At 51.1% G+C, this 16,658-nt stretch carries 20 protein-coding genes; 10 read left to right on the top strand and 10 right to left on the bottom strand.

The annotated features are described in order from the left end of the window. Window positions 1-106: 106 nt before the first annotated feature. A complete protein-coding gene (smpB, locus tag E1B03_RS20095) occupies window positions 107-589 on the bottom strand; it encodes an SsrA-binding protein SmpB (protein ID WP_003031211.1) in 483 nt (160 codons plus the stop codon). Between the two features lie 154 nt (window positions 590-743). Here smpB and ratA point away from each other — a divergent pair, with 154 nt between their 5' ends. After that, window positions 744-1,187 carry a type II toxin-antitoxin system toxin RatA gene (gene ratA / locus E1B03_RS20090; protein ID WP_003031213.1) on the top strand — a complete coding sequence of 148 codons (444 nt, stop codon included), beginning with the start codon at window positions 744-746 and terminating at the stop codon, window positions 1,185-1,187. Next, window positions 1,171-1,467: an RnfH family protein gene (locus tag E1B03_RS20085; RefSeq protein ID WP_103769310.1), complete on the top strand. Its 297-nt coding sequence runs from the start codon at window positions 1,171-1,173 to the stop codon at window positions 1,465-1,467. The genes ratA and E1B03_RS20085 overlap by 17 nt, the downstream gene beginning before the upstream one ends. Window positions 1,468-1,517: 50 nt before the next feature. On the opposite strand, the gene bamE is transcribed toward E1B03_RS20085, so the two are convergent. The 3 genes from bamE to nadK all read right to left on the bottom strand — a co-directional run bounded on the left by bamE (window position 1,518) and on the right by nadK (window position 4,637). Next, window positions 1,518-1,862, bottom strand: coding sequence for an outer membrane protein assembly factor BamE (gene bamE / locus E1B03_RS20080; RefSeq protein WP_003826401.1), 345 nt, complete (start codon window positions 1,860-1,862; stop codon window positions 1,518-1,520). A 149-nt stretch (window positions 1,863-2,011) separates the two neighbouring features. After that, window positions 2,012-3,673 (bottom strand): DNA repair protein RecN, encoded by a 1,662-nt coding sequence (gene recN, locus E1B03_RS20075; protein ID WP_133086793.1) that lies wholly within the window; start codon window positions 3,671-3,673, stop codon window positions 2,012-2,014. 85 nt (window positions 3,674-3,758) lie between these two features. Beyond that, window positions 3,759-4,637, bottom strand: coding sequence for an NAD(+) kinase (nadK, locus tag E1B03_RS20070; RefSeq protein WP_016154073.1), 879 nt, complete (start codon window positions 4,635-4,637; stop codon window positions 3,759-3,761). A gap of 122 nt (window positions 4,638-4,759) precedes the next feature. On the opposite strand from nadK, the gene grpE reads away from it, so the two are divergent. Continuing rightward, window positions 4,760-5,353, top strand: a complete 594-nt coding sequence (grpE, locus tag E1B03_RS20060) for a nucleotide exchange factor GrpE (RefSeq protein ID WP_043017972.1) — start codon at window positions 4,760-4,762, stop codon at window positions 5,351-5,353. A gap of 50 nt (window positions 5,354-5,403) precedes the next feature. On the opposite strand, the gene E1B03_RS20055 is transcribed toward grpE, so the two are convergent. Then, window positions 5,404-6,693, bottom strand: coding sequence for an HlyC/CorC family transporter (locus tag E1B03_RS20055; protein WP_008785520.1), 1,290 nt, complete (start codon window positions 6,691-6,693; stop codon window positions 5,404-5,406). A gap of 18 nt (window positions 6,694-6,711) precedes the next feature. After that, a complete protein-coding gene (locus tag E1B03_RS20050; protein WP_103769312.1) occupies window positions 6,712-7,503 on the bottom strand; it encodes a cytochrome C assembly family protein in 792 nt (263 codons plus the stop codon). Between the two features lie 165 nt (window positions 7,504-7,668). On the opposite strand from E1B03_RS20050, the gene ffh reads away from it, so the two are divergent. The 5 genes from ffh to rplS all read left to right on the top strand — a co-directional run bounded on the left by ffh (window position 7,669) and on the right by rplS (window position 11,299). Continuing rightward, on the top strand, window positions 7,669-9,030 hold the full coding sequence (gene ffh / locus E1B03_RS20040) for a signal recognition particle protein (protein ID WP_003031226.1): 1,362 nt from the start codon (window positions 7,669-7,671) through the stop codon (window positions 9,028-9,030). A 254-nt stretch (window positions 9,031-9,284) separates the two neighbouring features. Then, window positions 9,285-9,533, top strand: a complete 249-nt coding sequence (gene rpsP / locus E1B03_RS20035; RefSeq protein WP_003031228.1) for a 30S ribosomal protein S16 — start codon at window positions 9,285-9,287, stop codon at window positions 9,531-9,533. Between the two features lie 18 nt (window positions 9,534-9,551). Continuing rightward, a complete protein-coding gene (gene rimM, locus E1B03_RS20030) occupies window positions 9,552-10,100 on the top strand; it encodes a ribosome maturation factor RimM (RefSeq protein WP_003031230.1) in 549 nt (182 codons plus the stop codon). Between the two features lie 44 nt (window positions 10,101-10,144). Beyond that, window positions 10,145-10,912 (top strand): tRNA (guanosine(37)-N1)-methyltransferase TrmD, encoded by a 768-nt coding sequence (trmD, locus tag E1B03_RS20025; protein ID WP_003826417.1) that lies wholly within the window; start codon window positions 10,145-10,147, stop codon window positions 10,910-10,912. Window positions 10,913-10,951: 39 nt separating this feature from the next. Further along, window positions 10,952-11,299, top strand: coding sequence for a 50S ribosomal protein L19 (rplS, locus tag E1B03_RS20020; RefSeq protein ID WP_002914145.1), 348 nt, complete (start codon window positions 10,952-10,954; stop codon window positions 11,297-11,299). Window positions 11,300-11,429: 130 nt separating this feature from the next. Here the strand turns inward: rplS and E1B03_RS20015 are convergent, their stop codons facing one another. The 4 genes from E1B03_RS20015 to E1B03_RS20000 form a co-directional block, all read right to left on the bottom strand. After that, on the bottom strand, window positions 11,430-11,912 hold the full coding sequence (locus E1B03_RS20015; protein ID WP_133086792.1) for an OmpA family protein: 483 nt from the start codon (window positions 11,910-11,912) through the stop codon (window positions 11,430-11,432). A gap of 12 nt (window positions 11,913-11,924) precedes the next feature. Beyond that, window positions 11,925-13,151: a diguanylate cyclase DgcN/YfiN gene (gene dgcN, locus E1B03_RS20010; RefSeq protein WP_103769314.1), complete on the bottom strand. Its 1,227-nt coding sequence runs from the start codon at window positions 13,149-13,151 to the stop codon at window positions 11,925-11,927. Continuing rightward, complete coding sequence (gene yfiR / locus E1B03_RS20005; RefSeq protein WP_103769315.1) at window positions 13,144-13,662, bottom strand: regulatory sequestration protein YfiR; 519 nt, start codon at window positions 13,660-13,662, stop codon at window positions 13,144-13,146. The genes dgcN and yfiR overlap by 8 nt, the downstream gene beginning before the upstream one ends. A 158-nt stretch (window positions 13,663-13,820) precedes the next feature. Continuing rightward, window positions 13,821-14,195 (bottom strand): DUF2799 domain-containing protein, encoded by a 375-nt coding sequence (locus tag E1B03_RS20000; RefSeq protein ID WP_103769316.1) that lies wholly within the window; start codon window positions 14,193-14,195, stop codon window positions 13,821-13,823. A gap of 215 nt (window positions 14,196-14,410) precedes the next feature. Here E1B03_RS20000 and aroF point away from each other — a divergent pair, with 215 nt between their 5' ends. Next, entirely contained in the window at window positions 14,411-15,481 is a 1,071-nt protein-coding gene (aroF, locus tag E1B03_RS19995; RefSeq protein ID WP_103769317.1) for a 3-deoxy-7-phosphoheptulonate synthase AroF, read from the top strand. A 10-nt stretch (window positions 15,482-15,491) separates the two neighbouring features. Continuing rightward, window positions 15,492-16,613: a bifunctional chorismate mutase/prephenate dehydrogenase gene (gene tyrA / locus E1B03_RS19990; protein ID WP_003826456.1), complete on the top strand. Its 1,122-nt coding sequence runs from the start codon at window positions 15,492-15,494 to the stop codon at window positions 16,611-16,613. Window positions 16,614-16,658 lie beyond the last annotated feature (45 nt).

Here is a 16,658-nt window from a genome sequence, read left to right as displayed (position 1 = left end):
CAGCATAAATGAACCATGAATTTGGTGAATGTATCGAGTGGGTTTCAATAACTAAAAAATAAGAACCAGCCTCAGGATGCGAGACTGGTCACGGGAGGTGTGGCGGTTAGCGACCAGCATTTTTCATAATACGCGCTTTATCTAACTGCCATTCGCGCTCTTTCACATCAGAGCGTTTGTCGTGCTGTTTCTTACCTTTCGCAACGCCAATTTTCACTTTGCACCATGCATTCTTCCAGTACAGCGAAAGCGCAACGACGGTATAACCATCACGATTCATTCGGCCATACAGGGAGTCAAGCTCGCGTTGGTTTAACAACAGCTTACGGGTACGAGTAGGATCGCATACCACGTGCGTTGAGGCCACCGCCATCGGCGTGAAGTTAGCGCCAAACAGGAACGCTTCGCCGTCTTTGAGAATGACATAGCTATCGCCGATGTTGGCTTTACCTGCGCGCAGGGATTTGACTTCCCAACCCTGCAGGGCGAGTCCTGCTTCGAACTCTTCTTCAATAAAATATTCGTGTCGCGCGCGCTTGTTAAGCGCGATTGTGGCTGAGCCAGGTTTGTGTGCTTTTTTCTTCGTCATAATGCCGCTCAGTATAGGTAATCTGGAGTCGAAAAACACCCCATTTCATCCAGCGGGGCGTAAGGCGCTATCTTAGCACGAGTTAGGCTATAGCGTTTTTTTTAGCGGGTGATAAATGGTATTATTTGTGTGATTGATATTGATGGAAATTGTTATGCCTCAGATTAGCCGGACCGCTTTAGTGCCTTACAGTGCGGAGCAGATGTATCAGTTAGTGAATGATGTTAAATCCTATCCCCAGTTTTTACCGGGCTGCACCGGTAGTCGCGTTCTGGAATCTACTCCGGGACAAATGACGGCGGCTGTGGATGTCTCTAAAGCAGGGATCAGCAAAACATTCACCACGCGCAATCAACTGACCAGTAACCAGAGCATCCTGATGCATCTGGTCGATGGACCGTTCAAGAAATTGATTGGCGGTTGGAAGTTTACGCCACTGAGTCATGAAGCGTGTCGTATTGAGTTTCATCTCGATTTTGAGTTCACCAATAAACTCATCGAGCTGGCGTTTGGCCGTATCTTTAAAGAGCTGGCTTCAAACATGGTGCAGGCCTTCACGGTTCGCGCGAAAGAGGTTTACAGTGTCAGCGTCGGCTAAAATTGTCGTTGAAGTGGCGTACGCGCTGCCGGAGAAGCAGTATTTACAGCGCGTAACGCTGCAGCAGGGTGCAACGGTGGAAGAGGCTATCCGCGCTTCCGGGTTACTGGAATTACGCACCGATATCGATCTCAATAAAAACAAAGTGGGTATCTACAGCCGCCCGGTAAAGCTTGCTGATGTTCTGCATGACGGCGATCGGGTAGAAATTTACCGGCCACTGATTGCCGATCCGAAAGAGTTGCGCAGGCAGCGAGCAGAAAAATCCGCTAAAAAATAACAGACATTAAAAAAGGTGCTCATTGAGCACCTTTTTTTGACCTCTCAAACCTATTTGTTGTCGGTGAGAGCAGGTTTATTATCAATGTTGGTCAATACGCCGCTGCTGTTAAAGGTCAGCGTCAGCGTTTGCTGAGTTACGCCTTCATGCCCCGGTTGCTGACGGAACACATAAAACCAGGTGTTGGTGCCAAAAGGATCGGACATCATTGGTGTACCCAGAGCATAAGCAACCTGCTGTTGCGTCATCCCCGTGCGCACTTTGGCGACATCGGTAGGTGTCAGATAATTTCCCTGGTTGATGTCAGGGCGGTAAACCACTCGCTCCAGAGTGGAACAGCCTGCAGTCAACATCAGTAGTACTGCTGCAGCAGCAGTCAGCGTTTTACAGCGCATAGTGATTTGATTCCTTTTCGGGCCCGAGCAGTACGCGGCTCATATGTAATATGCCGATGATAATAGACCTTTCACCACTTTAAAACCTTTTGCTGTCGGGTCGGTCGGCGATTTTATGTTGAACTCAGACCTTCACAAGGTAAAAAAGTTTATGCCGCCAGCAGTTCTTTTGCATTTGCGAGGGTATTGCGCGTCACTTCACTACCACCAAGCAGGCGGGCGAGTTCCTGCAGGCGAGCACGTTTATCAAGCGGCTGCATGTGCGTTTCGGTCATCGCACCGTCAGTTTCTTTGCTGACATAGAAATGTTGATGGCCACAGCCAGCAACCTGTGGCAGGTGAGTAACACACATCACCTGAGTTGACTCACCTAACTGACGCAGCATTTTACCCACCACCGCAGCAGTCGGGCCGCTGATACCGACATCCACCTCGTCGAAAATCAGCGCAGGAGTTTCCATTTTACGTGCGGTAATGACCTGAATAGCCAGCGCAATGCGCGACAGCTCCCCGCCGGAGGCCACTTTCGCGATGGGTTGTAACGGCTGACCCGGGTTAGTTGTAACTTTAAACTCTACGCGATCGGCTCCGTCTGCGCTCAGATGGTGCTCCTCAAATTTCACATCAATGCAAAAAACACCGTGCGGCATTGAGAGTGTATGCATGCTCTCTGTAATAAGTTGTCCCAGTTCCTGAGCATAATGCTGACGCTGCTGGTGCAGCATTCTTGCCGTTTCCAGGGCCTGTTGATGGTGATTGTTCACCGCCAGGGTTAAGGTTTCGAGCGAGTCGGCCTGATCGTCCAGTTGCTGTTGTTCATCCAGCAACGACTGATAGAACTGTGGCAATGCTTCAGGGGCAACATGATGCTTACGCGCCAACGAGATTTGTTTAGAAATGCGCTGTTCAAGTTCGAACAAGCGGTTAGGGTCTAAGTCCAGACGATCGCAATAGTGGCGCAACTCGTCGCTGGCCTCGCTGAGCTGGATAGTGGCCTCTTCCAGCATATCCAGGATACCGGAAAGTTTGCCGTCCATGCCTGCCAGTTCAGTGACCAGGTGCTTTGCGGTGTACAGTTGGCTTTGCAGATTGATGTCTTCCCCATCCGCCAGAATAGCCAGCGCCTGTTGACTGGTGGTGAGCAATTGCCCGCTGTTAGCCAAACGCTTGTACTCTTCATCTATTTGCTCAAATTCGCCTGGCTGCGGGTTGAATTCGTTCAGTTCTTTTAACTGGTATTGCAACAGCTCCGCCCGGGCTGCGCGTTCCTGGCTTTGCTGCTGATGATGGGCGAGATCGCGACAGCTCTGATGCCAAAGCTGGTAGCGCGCGGCCATTTCCTCGGTCAGAGACGCTTGATTGGCGTAACCATCCAGCAGGGATTTTTGGTGTTCTGATTTCGTCAGGAGCTGATGCGCATGCTGGCCGTGGATTTGGATCAGCAACTGGCCCAGCTCGCGTAGCTGCGACAGTGGAACGGCGGTACCGTTAATGAAGCCTCGGGAGCGGCCGTCGCTGCTGATTACGCGACGCAGCAAACATTCGCGACCTTCCTCAAGCTGGTTTTCTTCCAGCCAGCGCAGGGCGGCGGGGGTGTCTTTTAAGGCAAAACGGGCGCAGAGGTCGGCTCGCGTGGCACCGGTACGTACCATGTCGGCCTCTGCGCGTCCGCCCAGGCACAAACCGAGAGCATCAATGGCAATGGACTTACCCGCACCGGTCTCACCGGTAATAACGGTCATTCCGTTCTGGAAATCGATCTCAAGTTCACGAACGATAGCAAAATTGCTGATGGTCAGTTGTGCCAACATAGCTGTTTTCCTGTATGAAAAACCATAACTGTAATTACATACAGTATAAACTGGTTTTTTATACAGTAAAGAGGTTGGCGTTAAATTAGAATAATTTTTTTGACCAGCCTAACTTTGTGCTTAATGTGTTGAAATAGCTGTAATCTTTTGGGTGTATCAGATTCAGATGGTAATCACAGCGGCGAATCAGGACGTCTTCACCTTCCTGTATAGGCAAGGCGATTTGGCTGTCACAGCTGATCTCGAGATCGTTACGGCGATGAGAAAAGCGCAGACGTATGGTGCTGCTACTGTTGATCACCAGCGGTCGCGCAGAAAGCGTATGCGGGAACATTGGAACCAGCGTAATAGCATCCAGAGAAGGCGTCAGGATTGGTCCCCCGGCAGAGAGTGAGTAGGCGGTAGAGCCGGTTGGTGTGGAGATAATCAGCCCATCTGAACGTTGGGAGAAAGCAAAAATCTCATCGATATAGACTTCAAATTCAATCATGTGCGCTACTTTCCCAGGGTGCAGCACAACTTCATTGATCGCAGTGCTAATGCGCTTCTGACAATCCTGTTGGCACACCTGAGCTTCGAGTAAAAAGCGCTTTTCGCTGATGTAGTGGCCTTCCAGTACGTCAGCTAACTGTTGTTGGGCGTTGTCTGGGTCAAGGTCGGTCAGGAAACCGAGGTTGCCACGGTTAATGCCGATAACCTTGATGTCATAACGTGCCAGGGTGCGTGCGGCTCCCAGCATATTGCCGTCGCCACCGACGACCACGGCGAGGTCTGCCTGTTGGCCAATTTCTGCGAGCGTACCAGTTTTCACATTTTTCAGCTGCAGCTCGTGGGCGATTTGTTGCTCAACGATAACCTCATAACCTTTGGTGCACAGCCAGCGGTAGAGCATTTCATGTGTGGTCAGTGCAGTGGGGTGACGTGGATGCCCCACAATGCCAATACACTTGAAATGTTTGTTCATTTTCTCGAGGTCCTTGTAACGAAGATTAGTGACAATGTGAGTACTTCCCTTGAATCCCTGAATCTGATCCCCATAATAAGCCAAGTTAGCGAGATGAATGCGAAAAAAACGCGGAGAAATTCATGAGTAGTAAAGAACAGAAAACGCCTGAGGGGCAAGCCCCGGAAGAAATTATCATGGATCAGCACGAAGAAGTTGAGGCGGTTGAATCAGACGCTTCTGCTGAGCAGGTGGATCCGCGCGATGAAAAAATTGCGAATCTGGAAGCTCAGCTTGCTGAAGCCGAAACTCGCGAGCGCGACAGCGTGTTGCGTATCAAAGCGGAAATGGAAAACCTGCGTCGTCGTACCGAACTGGACGTAGAAAAAGCGCATAAGTTTGCGCTGGAGAAATTCGTCAACGAACTGCTGCCGGTGCTGGATAGTCTGGACCGCGCGCTGGAAGTGGCGGACAAAGATAATGACGCGATGGCGGCGATGGTTGAAGGTATTGAGCTGACCCGTAAGTCAATGCTGGATGTTGTGGCGAAGTTTGGCGTGCAGGTGGTTGCGGATATCGATGTGCCGATGGACCCGAATGTGCACCAGGCAATTGCAATGGTAGAGTCTGACGAGGTTGCTGCCGGCAATGTGCTGATGGTAATGCAGAAGGGTTATACCCTGAACGGACGTACCATCCGCGCCGCAATGGTCTCTGTGGCGAAAGCCAAAGGCTAATCAGCCTTCAGGTCGGGTAATGCTCACGCGCTACCCGGCCTGAGTTACGCTCACTGGTCCGACACGCTTTCTCGTAGCGGCTTGACCGGCAATACCTGCACCTGTTTAATCATATTGTCCTGCACGTCGAGAATATCGATATCGTACTGCCCGATACGCACACGTGTGCCGGCAACGGGGATCTCTTCCAGCGCTTCAAGAATAATACCGTTTACGGTACGTGCGTCATCTTCCGGCAGATGCCAGTTAAACGCCTTATTGATTTCACGAACGTTGGCGCTGCCGTCAATGATCACTGAGCCATCATTCTGTGGCGTTACCTCTTCGGCAAGCGTTGGAGACATTGAGGTGGTGAAGTCGCCAACAATCTCTTCCAGAATATCTTCGACCGTGACCAGCCCCTGGATATCGCCATATTCATTGACGACCAAACCCACTTTCTTCTTATTGCGCTGAAATTTAATGAGCTGGGTACTGAGTGGTGTGCCTTCCGGGACGTAATAGATTTCGTCGGCGGCGCGTAACATGGTTTCTTTGGTGAACTCTTTTTTCTCGGCCATTAATCGCCAGGCTTCACGTACGCGCAGCATGCTGATGGCGTCGTCCAGCGAGTCGCGATACAGCACAATACGGCCGTGCGGAGAGTGCGAAAGCTGACGCACGATTGACTTCCAGTCATCGTTAATATCAATGCCGATGATTTCGTTACGCGGGATCATAATGTCATCAACGCTGACTTTTTCCAGATCCAGTACGGACAACAGCATATCCTGGTTACGCCGTGAGATTTGCGAGCGCGATTCATTCACCAGCGTTCGCAGCTCATCTTTGCTCAGCGAGCCGCTTACCACGATATCCGTTTTGATGCCCATCATGCGCATCAGTAGCCGCGTGATGGTGTTGAGTAGCCATACCAACGGCATCATCAGAATCTGCAACGGAGCCAGCAGGACGCTGCTCGGATAGGCGACTTTTTCCGGATACAGCGCGGCAATCGTCTTTGGTAGAACTTCGGCAAAAACCAGCACTACAAACGTCAGAACCCCAGTGGCAATGGCGACGCCTGCATCGCCATACAGGCGCATACCGACAATGGTGCCGAGCGCGGAGGCCAGAATATTCACCAGATTATTACCGATGAGCACCAGGCTTATCAGGCGGTCCGGCTTGCGAAGTAACTTTTCAACGCGTTTTGCCTGACGATTTCCCTGCTTGGCCCGATGACGTAGACGATAGCGGTTTAGGGTCATCATTCCGGTTTCAGAGCCGGAAAAATAGGCGGAAATAACCACCATGATGAGAAGCGTGATAATGAGCGTGGTGGTGGAGATGTGTTCCACGTAGGGTTCCTTAAAGATTTAACTCACGAACTGCTGCAGGATACGGCTGCCAAAATAGGCCAGCGTCAGAATGCCTGCGCCTGCGACGTTAAACCATACGACGCGACGTCCGCGCCAACCTTCATGGTAATGCCCCCACAACAGAACGATATAGACAAACCATGCCACAATAGAGAGAACGGCTTTATCAATATTCTCGGTACTGAACAGGTTATGCATGTAAAACAGGCCGGTGCACAGGGTGAGCGTCAGCAGAACCACACCAATTTGGGTGATATGAAACATTTTCCGCTCGATGCTCATCAGCGGCGGCATCTCATTGCTGAAGGCCAGTTTTTTGTTTTTCAGTTGATAATCGATCCATGCCAGCTGTAGCGCATACAGCGCGGCGATAATCAGCGTGGCGTAAGCGAACAGCGATAGCCCGATGTGAATCATCATGCCAGGCGTTGCTTCGAGATGGGTGATGAACTCGTTAGGCATAAACGTGGCGAAGGCCAGGTTTATCAGCGCAAAGGCGTAGACAATGGGCAGCAATAGCCAGCCACGATTACGGGAAGCGACGATGGTCATTACCGTACAAATCATCAGGCTAACCAGCGAGCCGACGTTCAACAGACTCAGGTTTTGACCGCTTTCACCGCCGGGCAGAATACGCGCTTCCAGGGCGATAGCATGGCTTATCAGCGCGACGACCGCAGAGAGAATAGCCATACGCCGCCAGCCGCTGTTTTTTTGCAGCAGAGCGGGAATAATCAGCGCAAGGCTGATTGAGTAGGCGACTAGGGCGAGCAGAGCAAAAACGGGCATATAGGTGTCGACAGTTGGCCAGTGATAAAGAAAAGCAGTATAGCGTTACGTGACCGCTGCTCCAACCGTTGCATAACAACAAAGGCGGCTTCATGTTATACTGCGACAAATTTCTGTTGATGTGTCGCTGTCGCGACCGACCGTTTCCACCCCAGGCGAGAGACAATGTTTGATAATTTAACCGATCGTTTGTCGCGCACGCTGCGCAATATCAGTGGCCGTGGACGCCTTACTGAAGACAACGTTAAAGAAACGCTGCGCGAAGTGCGTATGGCGCTGCTGGAGGCTGACGTAGCGCTGCCGGTAGTGCGTGAGTTTATCAATCGCGTAAAAGAGAAAGCGGTTGGTCATGAAGTTAACAAAAGCCTGACGCCGGGTCAGGAGTTCGTCAAGATTGTCCGTAACGAATTGGTTGCGGCAATGGGCGAAGAAAACCAGACCCTGAATCTGGCCGCGCAGCCGCCAGCCGTGGTGCTGATGGCGGGCCTGCAGGGTGCGGGTAAAACGACCAGCGTCGGTAAGCTGGGTAAATTCCTGCGTGAGAAGCACAAGAAGAAAGTGCTGGTGGTCTCCGCGGACGTTTATCGCCCGGCGGCGATCAAACAGCTGGAAACGCTGGCCGAGCAGGTCGGTGTGGACTTCTTCCCGTCAGATGTCGGCCAGAAGCCGGTTGATATCGTTAACGCTGCGCTGAAAGAAGCTAAACTTAAATTCTACGACGTGCTGCTGGTGGATACCGCCGGTCGTCTGCACGTTGATGAAGCGATGATGGACGAAATCAAACAGGTCCACGCTTCTATCAAGCCGGTAGAAACGCTGTTTGTTGTCGACGCCATGACCGGTCAGGATGCCGCGAATACCGCAAAAGCATTCAACGAAGCGCTGCCGCTAACCGGTGTCGTGCTGACCAAAGTAGATGGCGATGCCCGTGGCGGTGCGGCGCTCTCTATTCGTCATATCACCGGCAAGCCGATTAAATTCCTCGGTGTCGGCGAGAAAACCGAAGCGCTGGAGCCGTTCCATCCGGACAGGATTGCTTCGCGTATTCTCGGTATGGGCGACGTGCTGTCGCTGATCGAAGATATTGAAAGCAAGGTTGACCGCGCGCAGGCAGAGAAATTAGCCAGCAAGCTGAAAAAAGGCGATGGCTTCGATCTCAACGATTTCCTTGAGCAGCTCAACCAGATGAAAAACATGGGCGGTATGGCAAGCCTGATGGGCAAGCTGCCGGGCATGGGTCAGATCCCTGACAACGTGAAATCGCAGATGGATGATAAAGTGCTGGTGCGTATGGAAGCCATCATCAACTCGATGACGATGAAAGAACGCGCCAAGCCGGAAATCATCAAAGGTTCCCGTAAACGCCGTATTGCTGCCGGTTGCGGTATGCAGGTACAGGACGTAAACCGCCTTCTGAAACAGTTTGACGACATGCAGCGCATGATGAAGAAAATGAAGAAAGGCGGTATGGCGAAGATGATGCGTGGTATGAAGGGCATGATGCCGCCTGGCTTCCCTGGGCGCTAATTTTTCCGGCCTGGCTCACTGGATATTTCGGCACCGGGGTGTGCTCGCCATCCTCACGTACTACGTGTACGCTGCGGTGGCTGTGCGCACGCCGGCACCGAACTCGCTGCGCCGCCGACGGCCTTCTACGGCAGAGTTATTAACTGTTGATTGCTTTTTTCCCAGAAATCAGTAAAATTTTCGGGCTTTTAATATGACACCCGGGCTCCGTTCCTCGATGGGGCCTGGGTGTTTTATTCACACAAGAGGATGTTATGGTTACTATTCGTTTAGCTCGTCACGGCGCTAAAAAGCGTCCGTTCTACCAGGTTGTTGTTACCGACAGCCGTAATGCACGCAACGGTCGCTTCATCGAGCGCGTTGGCTTCTTTAACCCAATCGCTAGCGAAAAAGAAGAAGGCACTCGCCTGGATCTGGATCGCATCGCTCACTGGGTTGGCCAGGGCGCGACTATTTCTGATCGCGTAGCTACGCTGATCAAAGCAGCAAACAAAGCAGCTTAATCTGTCACGGTGGTCATGATGAGCAAGCAACTCGCCGCACAGGCTCCTGTGGAACCCATCGTTTTGGGGAAAATGGGGTCTTCTTACGGTATCCGTGGTTGGCTCAGAGTGTTTTCTTCCACTGAAGACGCCGAAAGCATTTTTGACTATCAGCCCTGGTTTATCCAGAAGGCGGGTCAGTGGCAGCAAGTACAGCTGGAAAGCTGGAAGCACCACAATCAGGATCTGATCATCAAGCTGAAAGGCGTTGACGATCGTGATTCGGCGAATCTACTGACTAATTGCGAAATTGTCGTGGATTCCTCGCAGTTGCCAGCGCTGGAAGATGGTTCCTATTACTGGAAAGACCTTATGGGCTGCCAGGTAGTGACCACTGAAGGCTACGATCTCGGTAAAGTCGTCGATATGATGGAAACCGGTTCGAATGACGTCATCGTCATCAAGGCAAACCTGAAAGATGCGTTTGGTATCAAGGAACGTCTTGTGCCGTTCCTCGATGGGCAGGTTATCAAGAAAGTCGATCTCGCTACTCGTACTATCGAAGTAGATTGGGATCCTGGTTTTTAAACCACCGGATAAACGGTAAAAGTCGGCGTTATGGGGATTGGCTTGTGTTTATAGGTATCGTTAGCCTGTTTCCAGAAATGTTCCGCGCAATTACCGATTACGGGGTAACTGGCCGGGCAGTAAAAAATGGCCTGCTGAACATCCAGAGCTGGAGTCCTCGTGACTTTACTCATGACCGGCACCGTACCGTGGACGACCGTCCTTACGGCGGCGGACCGGGGATGTTAATGATGGTGCAACCTTTACGGGACGCCATTCATGCAGCAAAAGCTGCGGCTGGTGAAGGCGCAAAGGTGATTTATCTGTCACCTCAGGGACGCAAGCTTGATCAAGCGGGCGTCAGCGAACTGGCCACGAATCAAAAGCTGATTCTGGTGTGTGGTCGCTATGAAGGAATAGATGAGCGCGTGATACAAACCGAGATTGACGAAGAATGGTCAATCGGCGATTACGTACTCAGCGGTGGTGAGTTACCGGCAATGACGCTGATCGACTCCGTTTCCCGGTTTATTCCGGGAGTTCTGGGTCATGAGGCTTCGGCAATCGAAGATTCGTTTGCTGATGGGTTGCTGGATTGCCCGCACTATACCCGACCTGAAGTGTTAGAACAGATGGAAGTACCGGCGGTGTTACTGTCGGGGAACCACGCTGAGATACGTCGCTGGCGTTTGAAGCAGTCGCTGGGCCGGACCTGGCTTAGAAGACCTGAACTTCTGGAAAACCTGGCTCTGACTGAAGAGCAAGCAAGGTTGCTGGCGGAGTTCAAAACGGAACACGCGCAACAGCAACATAAACATGATGGGCAGGCGTAAGCCCCCAATATCAGTTTACCCAGGATAAGAGATTAAATTATGAGCAACATTATTAAGCAACTTGAACAAGAACAGATGAAGCAGGACGTACCTTCCTTCCGTCCGGGTGATACCGTGGAAGTGAAAGTATGGGTTGTTGAAGGTTCCAAAAAACGTCTGCAGGCATTCGAGGGCGTGGTTATCGCTATTCGTAACCGCGGTCTGCACTCTGCATTCACTGTTCGTAAAATTTCCAACGGCGAAGGCGTTGAGCGTGTCTTCCAGACTCACTCTCCGGTAGTTGACAGCATTGCTGTTAAACGTCGTGGTGCTGTTCGTAAAGCTAAACTGTACTACCTGCGTGAGCGCACTGGTAAGTCTGCTCGTATCAAAGAGCGTCTTAACTAAGATTCGCGCAAGCGACATCCTGTTAGAAAAGGGCTGGCCGAAAGGCTGGCCCTTTTTTTATCCCGACTTTACTCTTTTGTTCTTTATGGTAATGGAGTGACTGCGCGGCGCGCAGCCAGTTGAGGGCTGATTATGGTGTAGCGATCACGACGGCAACGCGGCGGTTTTCAGCACGGCCTTTTGAGGTCTGGTTACTGGCGATTGGGTATTTCTTCCCGAGCCCCTGGGTTGTCAGGTTGCTGCGGGGAATGTTGGCACCCTGTGCCCAGGCATCGGCAACCACATTTGCGCGTTTGAGCGACAGAGCTTCGTTGTAGCTGTCTTCGCCGTAGTTATCGGTATGACCGTCCAGACGAGCGTGGTTTAGCCCGGTAGCTGCCAGTTTGGATGCCATTTCCTTGATTTGCTTTTCGCTTTCAGGACGGAGCTTATAGTCGTTTTTGTCAAACAGGATGTTATCAGACAGGCCGAGAGACCAGTCTCCGGAAGCTTCGGTAAATCCGTACGATTTCATGGCTGCAATTTGCTCAGGGGTAAATTTTCCCTGAGGGGCCTGACAGCCTGCCAGAATCAGTAAAAGCAGAAGAAATGGAGATAATAGACGTTTAAACATGTGTGTAATTCCTTATTTTTTAAGAATGCGTTCAGAACGCAAATTTTTGGCCTGATACATATTTTGATCGGCAAGTTCTTGTAATTTTTCAGCAGAGGCATGTTCCCACGTCAGCGCAAAACCAATGCTGAGTGTCATGCTTGCCAGATGACCATTATGCAGGTCAAAAGGTCGGTTAAACTCTTGTGCCAGTGCCGCGCAGATCCGCTGAACTTCGTATTCAGAGTGAACGCTGTACAGCACCATAGCGAACTCGTCACCGCCAAGCCTGTATGGATAATGTCGACTCCCACCAAACTCGGACAGCCTTTTGGCGACTTCAATCAGGACCCGATCCCCCGCTGCATGGCCCCAGGTATCGTTAATAAATTTAAAATTATCACCATCAAGGAATAATAATGCGGAACTGCTGTGGGCGGCATCGTCATTCATCAGCGCGTTAATACTGCTGCGAAATGCGGCGCGATTCGCCAGGCCCGTCAAAGGATCGTGTAGCGCGGTACGCAAAAGCTGGGCATTCTTCGCCTGCAGCCGAAGTTGCCACTCCTCCATCTCGTCCAGCAGGCTATTAAAGTCCTGGGCAAAAAGATGAAACTCTTCAATGCGCTCTTCTGAAACGCGTCGTGAAAAGTTACGGTTGGTACGAACATCATGTACCACCTCGGTGATATTTTGCAGGGCTTCAACGACGCCATTGTGTAAATAGCGAGTGAGCATTAATGCAATGCCAGATGCCAACAGAATGCACCCGGTAAGAACGGCCAGCGACAAATAAATGAAATGACTGATAACGCTATCGCGCGCAGTCAATCGTACTTCGCCGATGACGTTGCCATTATGCAAAATCGGCTGAGAGACCGGTTGTGGGAACAGCCAGTGGCTGATCATACCGCTGATTTTTTCGGTCGTATCCTGGGCGTTATAGCGCCAGGTGGCGATCACTTTCTGGTTTTTATTACGCACTTCTGCGACGGAAAATTGCCCCTGTTGGCCTAGTGCTGCCAGCGTTTCTGTTGCTGCGACGCTATCAGAAAAGACGAGTGCTGCTTCAAGCGTGCGGGTCATGGTTGCAGCGGTCAGATCCAGATTCTTTTGCGCATACTGTCTTAATGCCAGCACGGAAGAAATGCTGAGCAGCAGCCAGATCAGCATCATGGTAACCAGGACACTGATTATGCTGATACGCCGTAATGTCCGCTTAAACGTCGGGCGTGTTATAGGAGAATGGCCCTTATCCATGCTTATTATTCCGTGCAAGCATCAATACGTCTGGACTGACCCTTACGCCGCTGCGTGAAAGGGAATCCATATTTACGGAAAATCTCACATCTTCATCTTTAATTATGAGGCAAAAAGCGCTGCCAATAACGCATTCGGGGTTCTGTTCAGCAATTAATAGTAATGCCTTAGACGGGTATTTATTCTTTAATTCCACCTGATAAGTAGGGGATTCTTTTCCAAAATAAAAACCGTCACACTGCGAAACTATTATTTCTTGTTCCGTACGAATGATGACGGGAAGATAGGGTAATGCGCCAGCACTGGTATCTTCCAGAACACTGGAAAAACGCGATGAAGAGAAAATACACAGTCTGGGTGGCCCGGACAGTGCGGGCCAGCGTGTATAACTGACGATGCCGGAAACCATCGCGCGTACAGATTTTGCTTCTTCCGTAACGCTTTGGGCGTACAGCGGTAGTCCGGTCAGGAGCAGTGCCAGTAGAAGTATGAGTCGGTAAGAATAGCTCATGAATAGTTACCTACTAGCGTTTGCTGTAAAACGTCGAAATACATTCAAGATTGTTTGGGACAAAATAACATTATTTTCCTAAGTCGTCATTATGCGAGGGATAATGCTACATGTCTTTTAAGTTAAATCTTAGTGATTAATAGAATATAAGCTATTGTTTAATTTAATCTTATTGATGCGGCACCCTCGGTTGCGCCTTTTTGCCAGGCACTGTGTAACTGGTCAACATTTTCGACCGTATCACAACTTGAGGGGAAGGTTTTCCCGGTCAAACCCCTGGCGTAAACAAAATCCTGTTGGCAGGTTTTACGTTGTCCCTCGGCATAACCCTTAAGATATTTCGTACGATCGACTTCGGGGTCATTGTAGTTGTCGGCAAGAGTTTCGTTATCTTTAACGGCATAGCCTGCAATGGCATCTTGTATCCCGGCATCGTACCAGTCGGTTCCCGTCCAGGTAGGGGCGTGGGTATAAGGGTCTATCTGACATCCGCTAAGAAGTATTAGAAATAAGGTGCTGATGAGTTTCTTCATTGCCTGTGCTCCCTTGTTTTTTTAAGCATAGCGGATCTAAAAATCATAACGTGTAAATTTAAATGTACAATTTTAGGGGCTTTTTCTGCCATTAAATTGCATGTTGTAAATTAAAATTTACGGAATGTGGATTGAAATCTTTACCTGTTATGTTATCGTTATTACCTCCTCGCTGAGGAACAACTATCGCAAACGAGCTAAACAGGATCACCATCATGCAAAAAGACGCGCTGAACAACGTACATATTACCGACGAACAGGTTCTGATGACTCCGGAGCAGCTGAAAGCTGAATTCCCGCTGAGCCAGGCGCAAGAAGCGCAAATCTCCCAGTCGCGTAAAACCATTTCGGACATTATCTCCGGTCGCGATCCGCGCCTGCTGGTGGTGTGTGGCCCGTGCTCCATTCACGATCCTGAAATGGCTATTGAGTACGCTCGTCGATTTAAAGCACTTGCCGCAGAGGTCAGCGATAGCCTCTACCTGGTGATGCGCGTCTATTTTGAAAAACCCCGTACCACCGTCGGCTGGAAAGGGTTAATCAACGATCCTCATATGGATGGCTCTTTTGATGTGGAAGCAGGCCTGAAAATTGCGCGTCAGCTGCTGCTTGAACTGGTGAATATGGGGCTACCGCTGGCTACTGAAGCTCTGGATCCCAATAGCCCGCAGTACCTGGGCGATCTGTTTAGCTGGTCCGCAATCGGAGCCCGTACCACGGAATCACAGACTCACCGTGAGATGGCTTCCGGTCTTTCGATGCCGGTCGGCTTTAAGAACGGTACTGACGGTAGCCTGGCGACCGCCATTAACGCCATGCGAGCGGCGGCACAGTCGCACCGCTTTGTTGGTATTAATCAGGCCGGGCAGGTTGCGCTGTTGCAAACTCAAGGGAATCCGGACGGTCATGTGATCCTGCGCGGTGGTAAAGCGCCGAACTACAGCCCGGCAGATGTCGCCCAGTGCGAAAAAGAGATGGAACAGGCGGGACTACGCCCCTCTCTGATGGTAGATTGCAGTCATGGTAACTCCAATAAAGATTACCGCCGCCAGCCTGCCGTGGCTGAATCTGTGATTGCCCAAATTAAAGATGGCAATCGCTCGATCATTGGTTTGATGATTGAAAGTAATATTCACGAAGGCAACCAGTCTTCTGAACAGCCACGCAGCGCAATGAAATACGGCGTGTCCGTAACCGATGCCTGCATTAGCTGGGAAATGACGGATGCGCTACTGCGTGAAATTAGCCAGGATTTGAACGGCCAGCTGTCGGCGCGTGTAGCATAAGAGGTTGGTTATGGTTGCTGAATTGACCGCATTACGCGATCAAATTGATGAAGTCGACAAGGCGCTGCTGGATTTACTGGCACGCCGCCTGGAGCTGGTTGCCGAGGTCGGTGAAGTAAAAAGCCGCTTTGGGCTGCCAATCTACGTGCCGGAACGGGAAGCCTCTATGCTGGCCTCCCGCCGGGCGGAAGCAGAAGCCCTTGGCGTGCCGCCGGATCTGATTGAAGATGTGCTGCGTCGCGTTATGCGTGAGTCCTACTCCAGTGAGAACGACAAAGGGTTTAAAACGCTTTGTCCTTCTCTGCGACCAGTGGTCATCGTCGGTGGTGGTGGTCAGATGGGGCGTCTGTTTGAAAAAATGCTCACCCTGTCAGGTTATCAAGTACGGATCCTGGAGCAGCAGGACTGGGATCGTGCGCCGGAGATCGTCTCTGATGCCGGCATGGTGATCGTTAGCGTGCCGATCCACGTCACCGAGCAGGTGATCGCCAAATTACCGCGTCTACCGTCCGACTGTATCCTGGTGGATCTGGCTTCGGTGAAAAATGGTCCTTTGCAGGCGATGCTGGCGGCGCACGACGGCCCAGTGGTGGGATTACACCCCATGTTTGGTCCGGACAGTGGCAGCCTGGCAAAGCAGGTCGTCGTCTGGTGTGACGGACGTCAGCCGGAAGCGTATCAGTGGTTTCTGGAGCAGATTCAGGTGTGGGGGGCGCGGTTGCATCGGATTAGCGCCGTTGAACACGATCAGAACATGGCGTTTATTCAGGCATTACGTCACTTTGCGACCTTTGCTTATGGTCTGCATTTAGCGGAAGAGAATGTTCAACTCGAGCAGTTGCTGGCGCTCTCTTCGCCGATTTACCGCCTTGAGCTGGCGATGGTCGGACGTCTGTTTGCCCAGGATCCTCAACTCTATGCCGATATCATTATGTCGTCTGAGAGCAACCTTGCGCTGATCAAACGCTACTACCAACGTTTTGGCGAGGCGATCGGTTTACTGGAGCAGGGAGATAAGCAAGCGTTTATCGACAGCTTCCGTAAGGTGGAACATTGGTTTGGCGATTATGCGAAACGCTTCCAGAGTGAAAGCCGTACTTTGTTGCGCCAGGCGAATGATAGCCGTCCTTAAGTAAGATGCCGGACGGCGGCTTCGCCTTATCCGGCCTACAAAAAT

The sequence above is a fragment of the Citrobacter arsenatis genome (genome assembly GCF_004353845.1).
Taxonomy (GTDB): Bacteria; Pseudomonadota; Gammaproteobacteria; order Enterobacterales; family Enterobacteriaceae; genus Citrobacter; species Citrobacter arsenatis.
This window is presented reverse-complemented; position numbering and strand designations above follow the sequence as displayed.

Excerpts from the sequence above, each read along its gene's own strand:
- smpB (WP_003031211.1), bottom strand. The coding sequence starts at position 589 with ATGACGAAGAAAAAAGCACACAAACCTGGCTCAGCCACAATCGCGCTT.
- ratA (WP_003031213.1), top strand. The coding sequence starts at position 744 with ATGCCTCAGATTAGCCGGACCGCTTTAGTGCCTTACAGTGCGGAGCAG.
- bamE (WP_003826401.1), bottom strand. The coding sequence starts at position 1,862 with ATGCGCTGTAAAACGCTGACTGCTGCTGCAGCAGTACTACTGATGTTG.
- recN (WP_133086793.1), bottom strand. The coding sequence starts at position 3,673 with ATGTTGGCACAACTGACCATCAGCAATTTTGCTATCGTTCGTGAACTT.
- nadK (WP_016154073.1), bottom strand. The coding sequence starts at position 4,637 with ATGAACAAACATTTCAAGTGTATTGGCATTGTGGGGCATCCACGTCAC.
- grpE (WP_043017972.1), top strand. The coding sequence starts at position 4,760 with ATGAGTAGTAAAGAACAGAAAACGCCTGAGGGGCAAGCCCCGGAAGAA.
- E1B03_RS20050 (WP_103769312.1), bottom strand. The coding sequence starts at position 7,503 with ATGCCCGTTTTTGCTCTGCTCGCCCTAGTCGCCTACTCAATCAGCCTT.
- ffh (WP_003031226.1), top strand. The coding sequence starts at position 7,669 with ATGTTTGATAATTTAACCGATCGTTTGTCGCGCACGCTGCGCAATATC.
- rpsP (WP_003031228.1), top strand. The coding sequence starts at position 9,285 with ATGGTTACTATTCGTTTAGCTCGTCACGGCGCTAAAAAGCGTCCGTTC.
- rimM (WP_003031230.1), top strand. The coding sequence starts at position 9,552 with ATGAGCAAGCAACTCGCCGCACAGGCTCCTGTGGAACCCATCGTTTTG.
- rplS (WP_002914145.1), top strand. The coding sequence starts at position 10,952 with ATGAGCAACATTATTAAGCAACTTGAACAAGAACAGATGAAGCAGGAC.
- E1B03_RS20015 (WP_133086792.1), bottom strand. The coding sequence starts at position 11,912 with ATGTTTAAACGTCTATTATCTCCATTTCTTCTGCTTTTACTGATTCTG.
- dgcN (WP_103769314.1), bottom strand. The coding sequence starts at position 13,151 with ATGGATAAGGGCCATTCTCCTATAACACGCCCGACGTTTAAGCGGACA.
- yfiR (WP_103769315.1), bottom strand. The coding sequence starts at position 13,662 with ATGAGCTATTCTTACCGACTCATACTTCTACTGGCACTGCTCCTGACC.
- E1B03_RS20000 (WP_103769316.1), bottom strand. The coding sequence starts at position 14,195 with ATGAAGAAACTCATCAGCACCTTATTTCTAATACTTCTTAGCGGATGT.
- aroF (WP_103769317.1), top strand. The coding sequence starts at position 14,411 with ATGCAAAAAGACGCGCTGAACAACGTACATATTACCGACGAACAGGTT.
- tyrA (WP_003826456.1), top strand. The coding sequence starts at position 15,492 with ATGGTTGCTGAATTGACCGCATTACGCGATCAAATTGATGAAGTCGAC.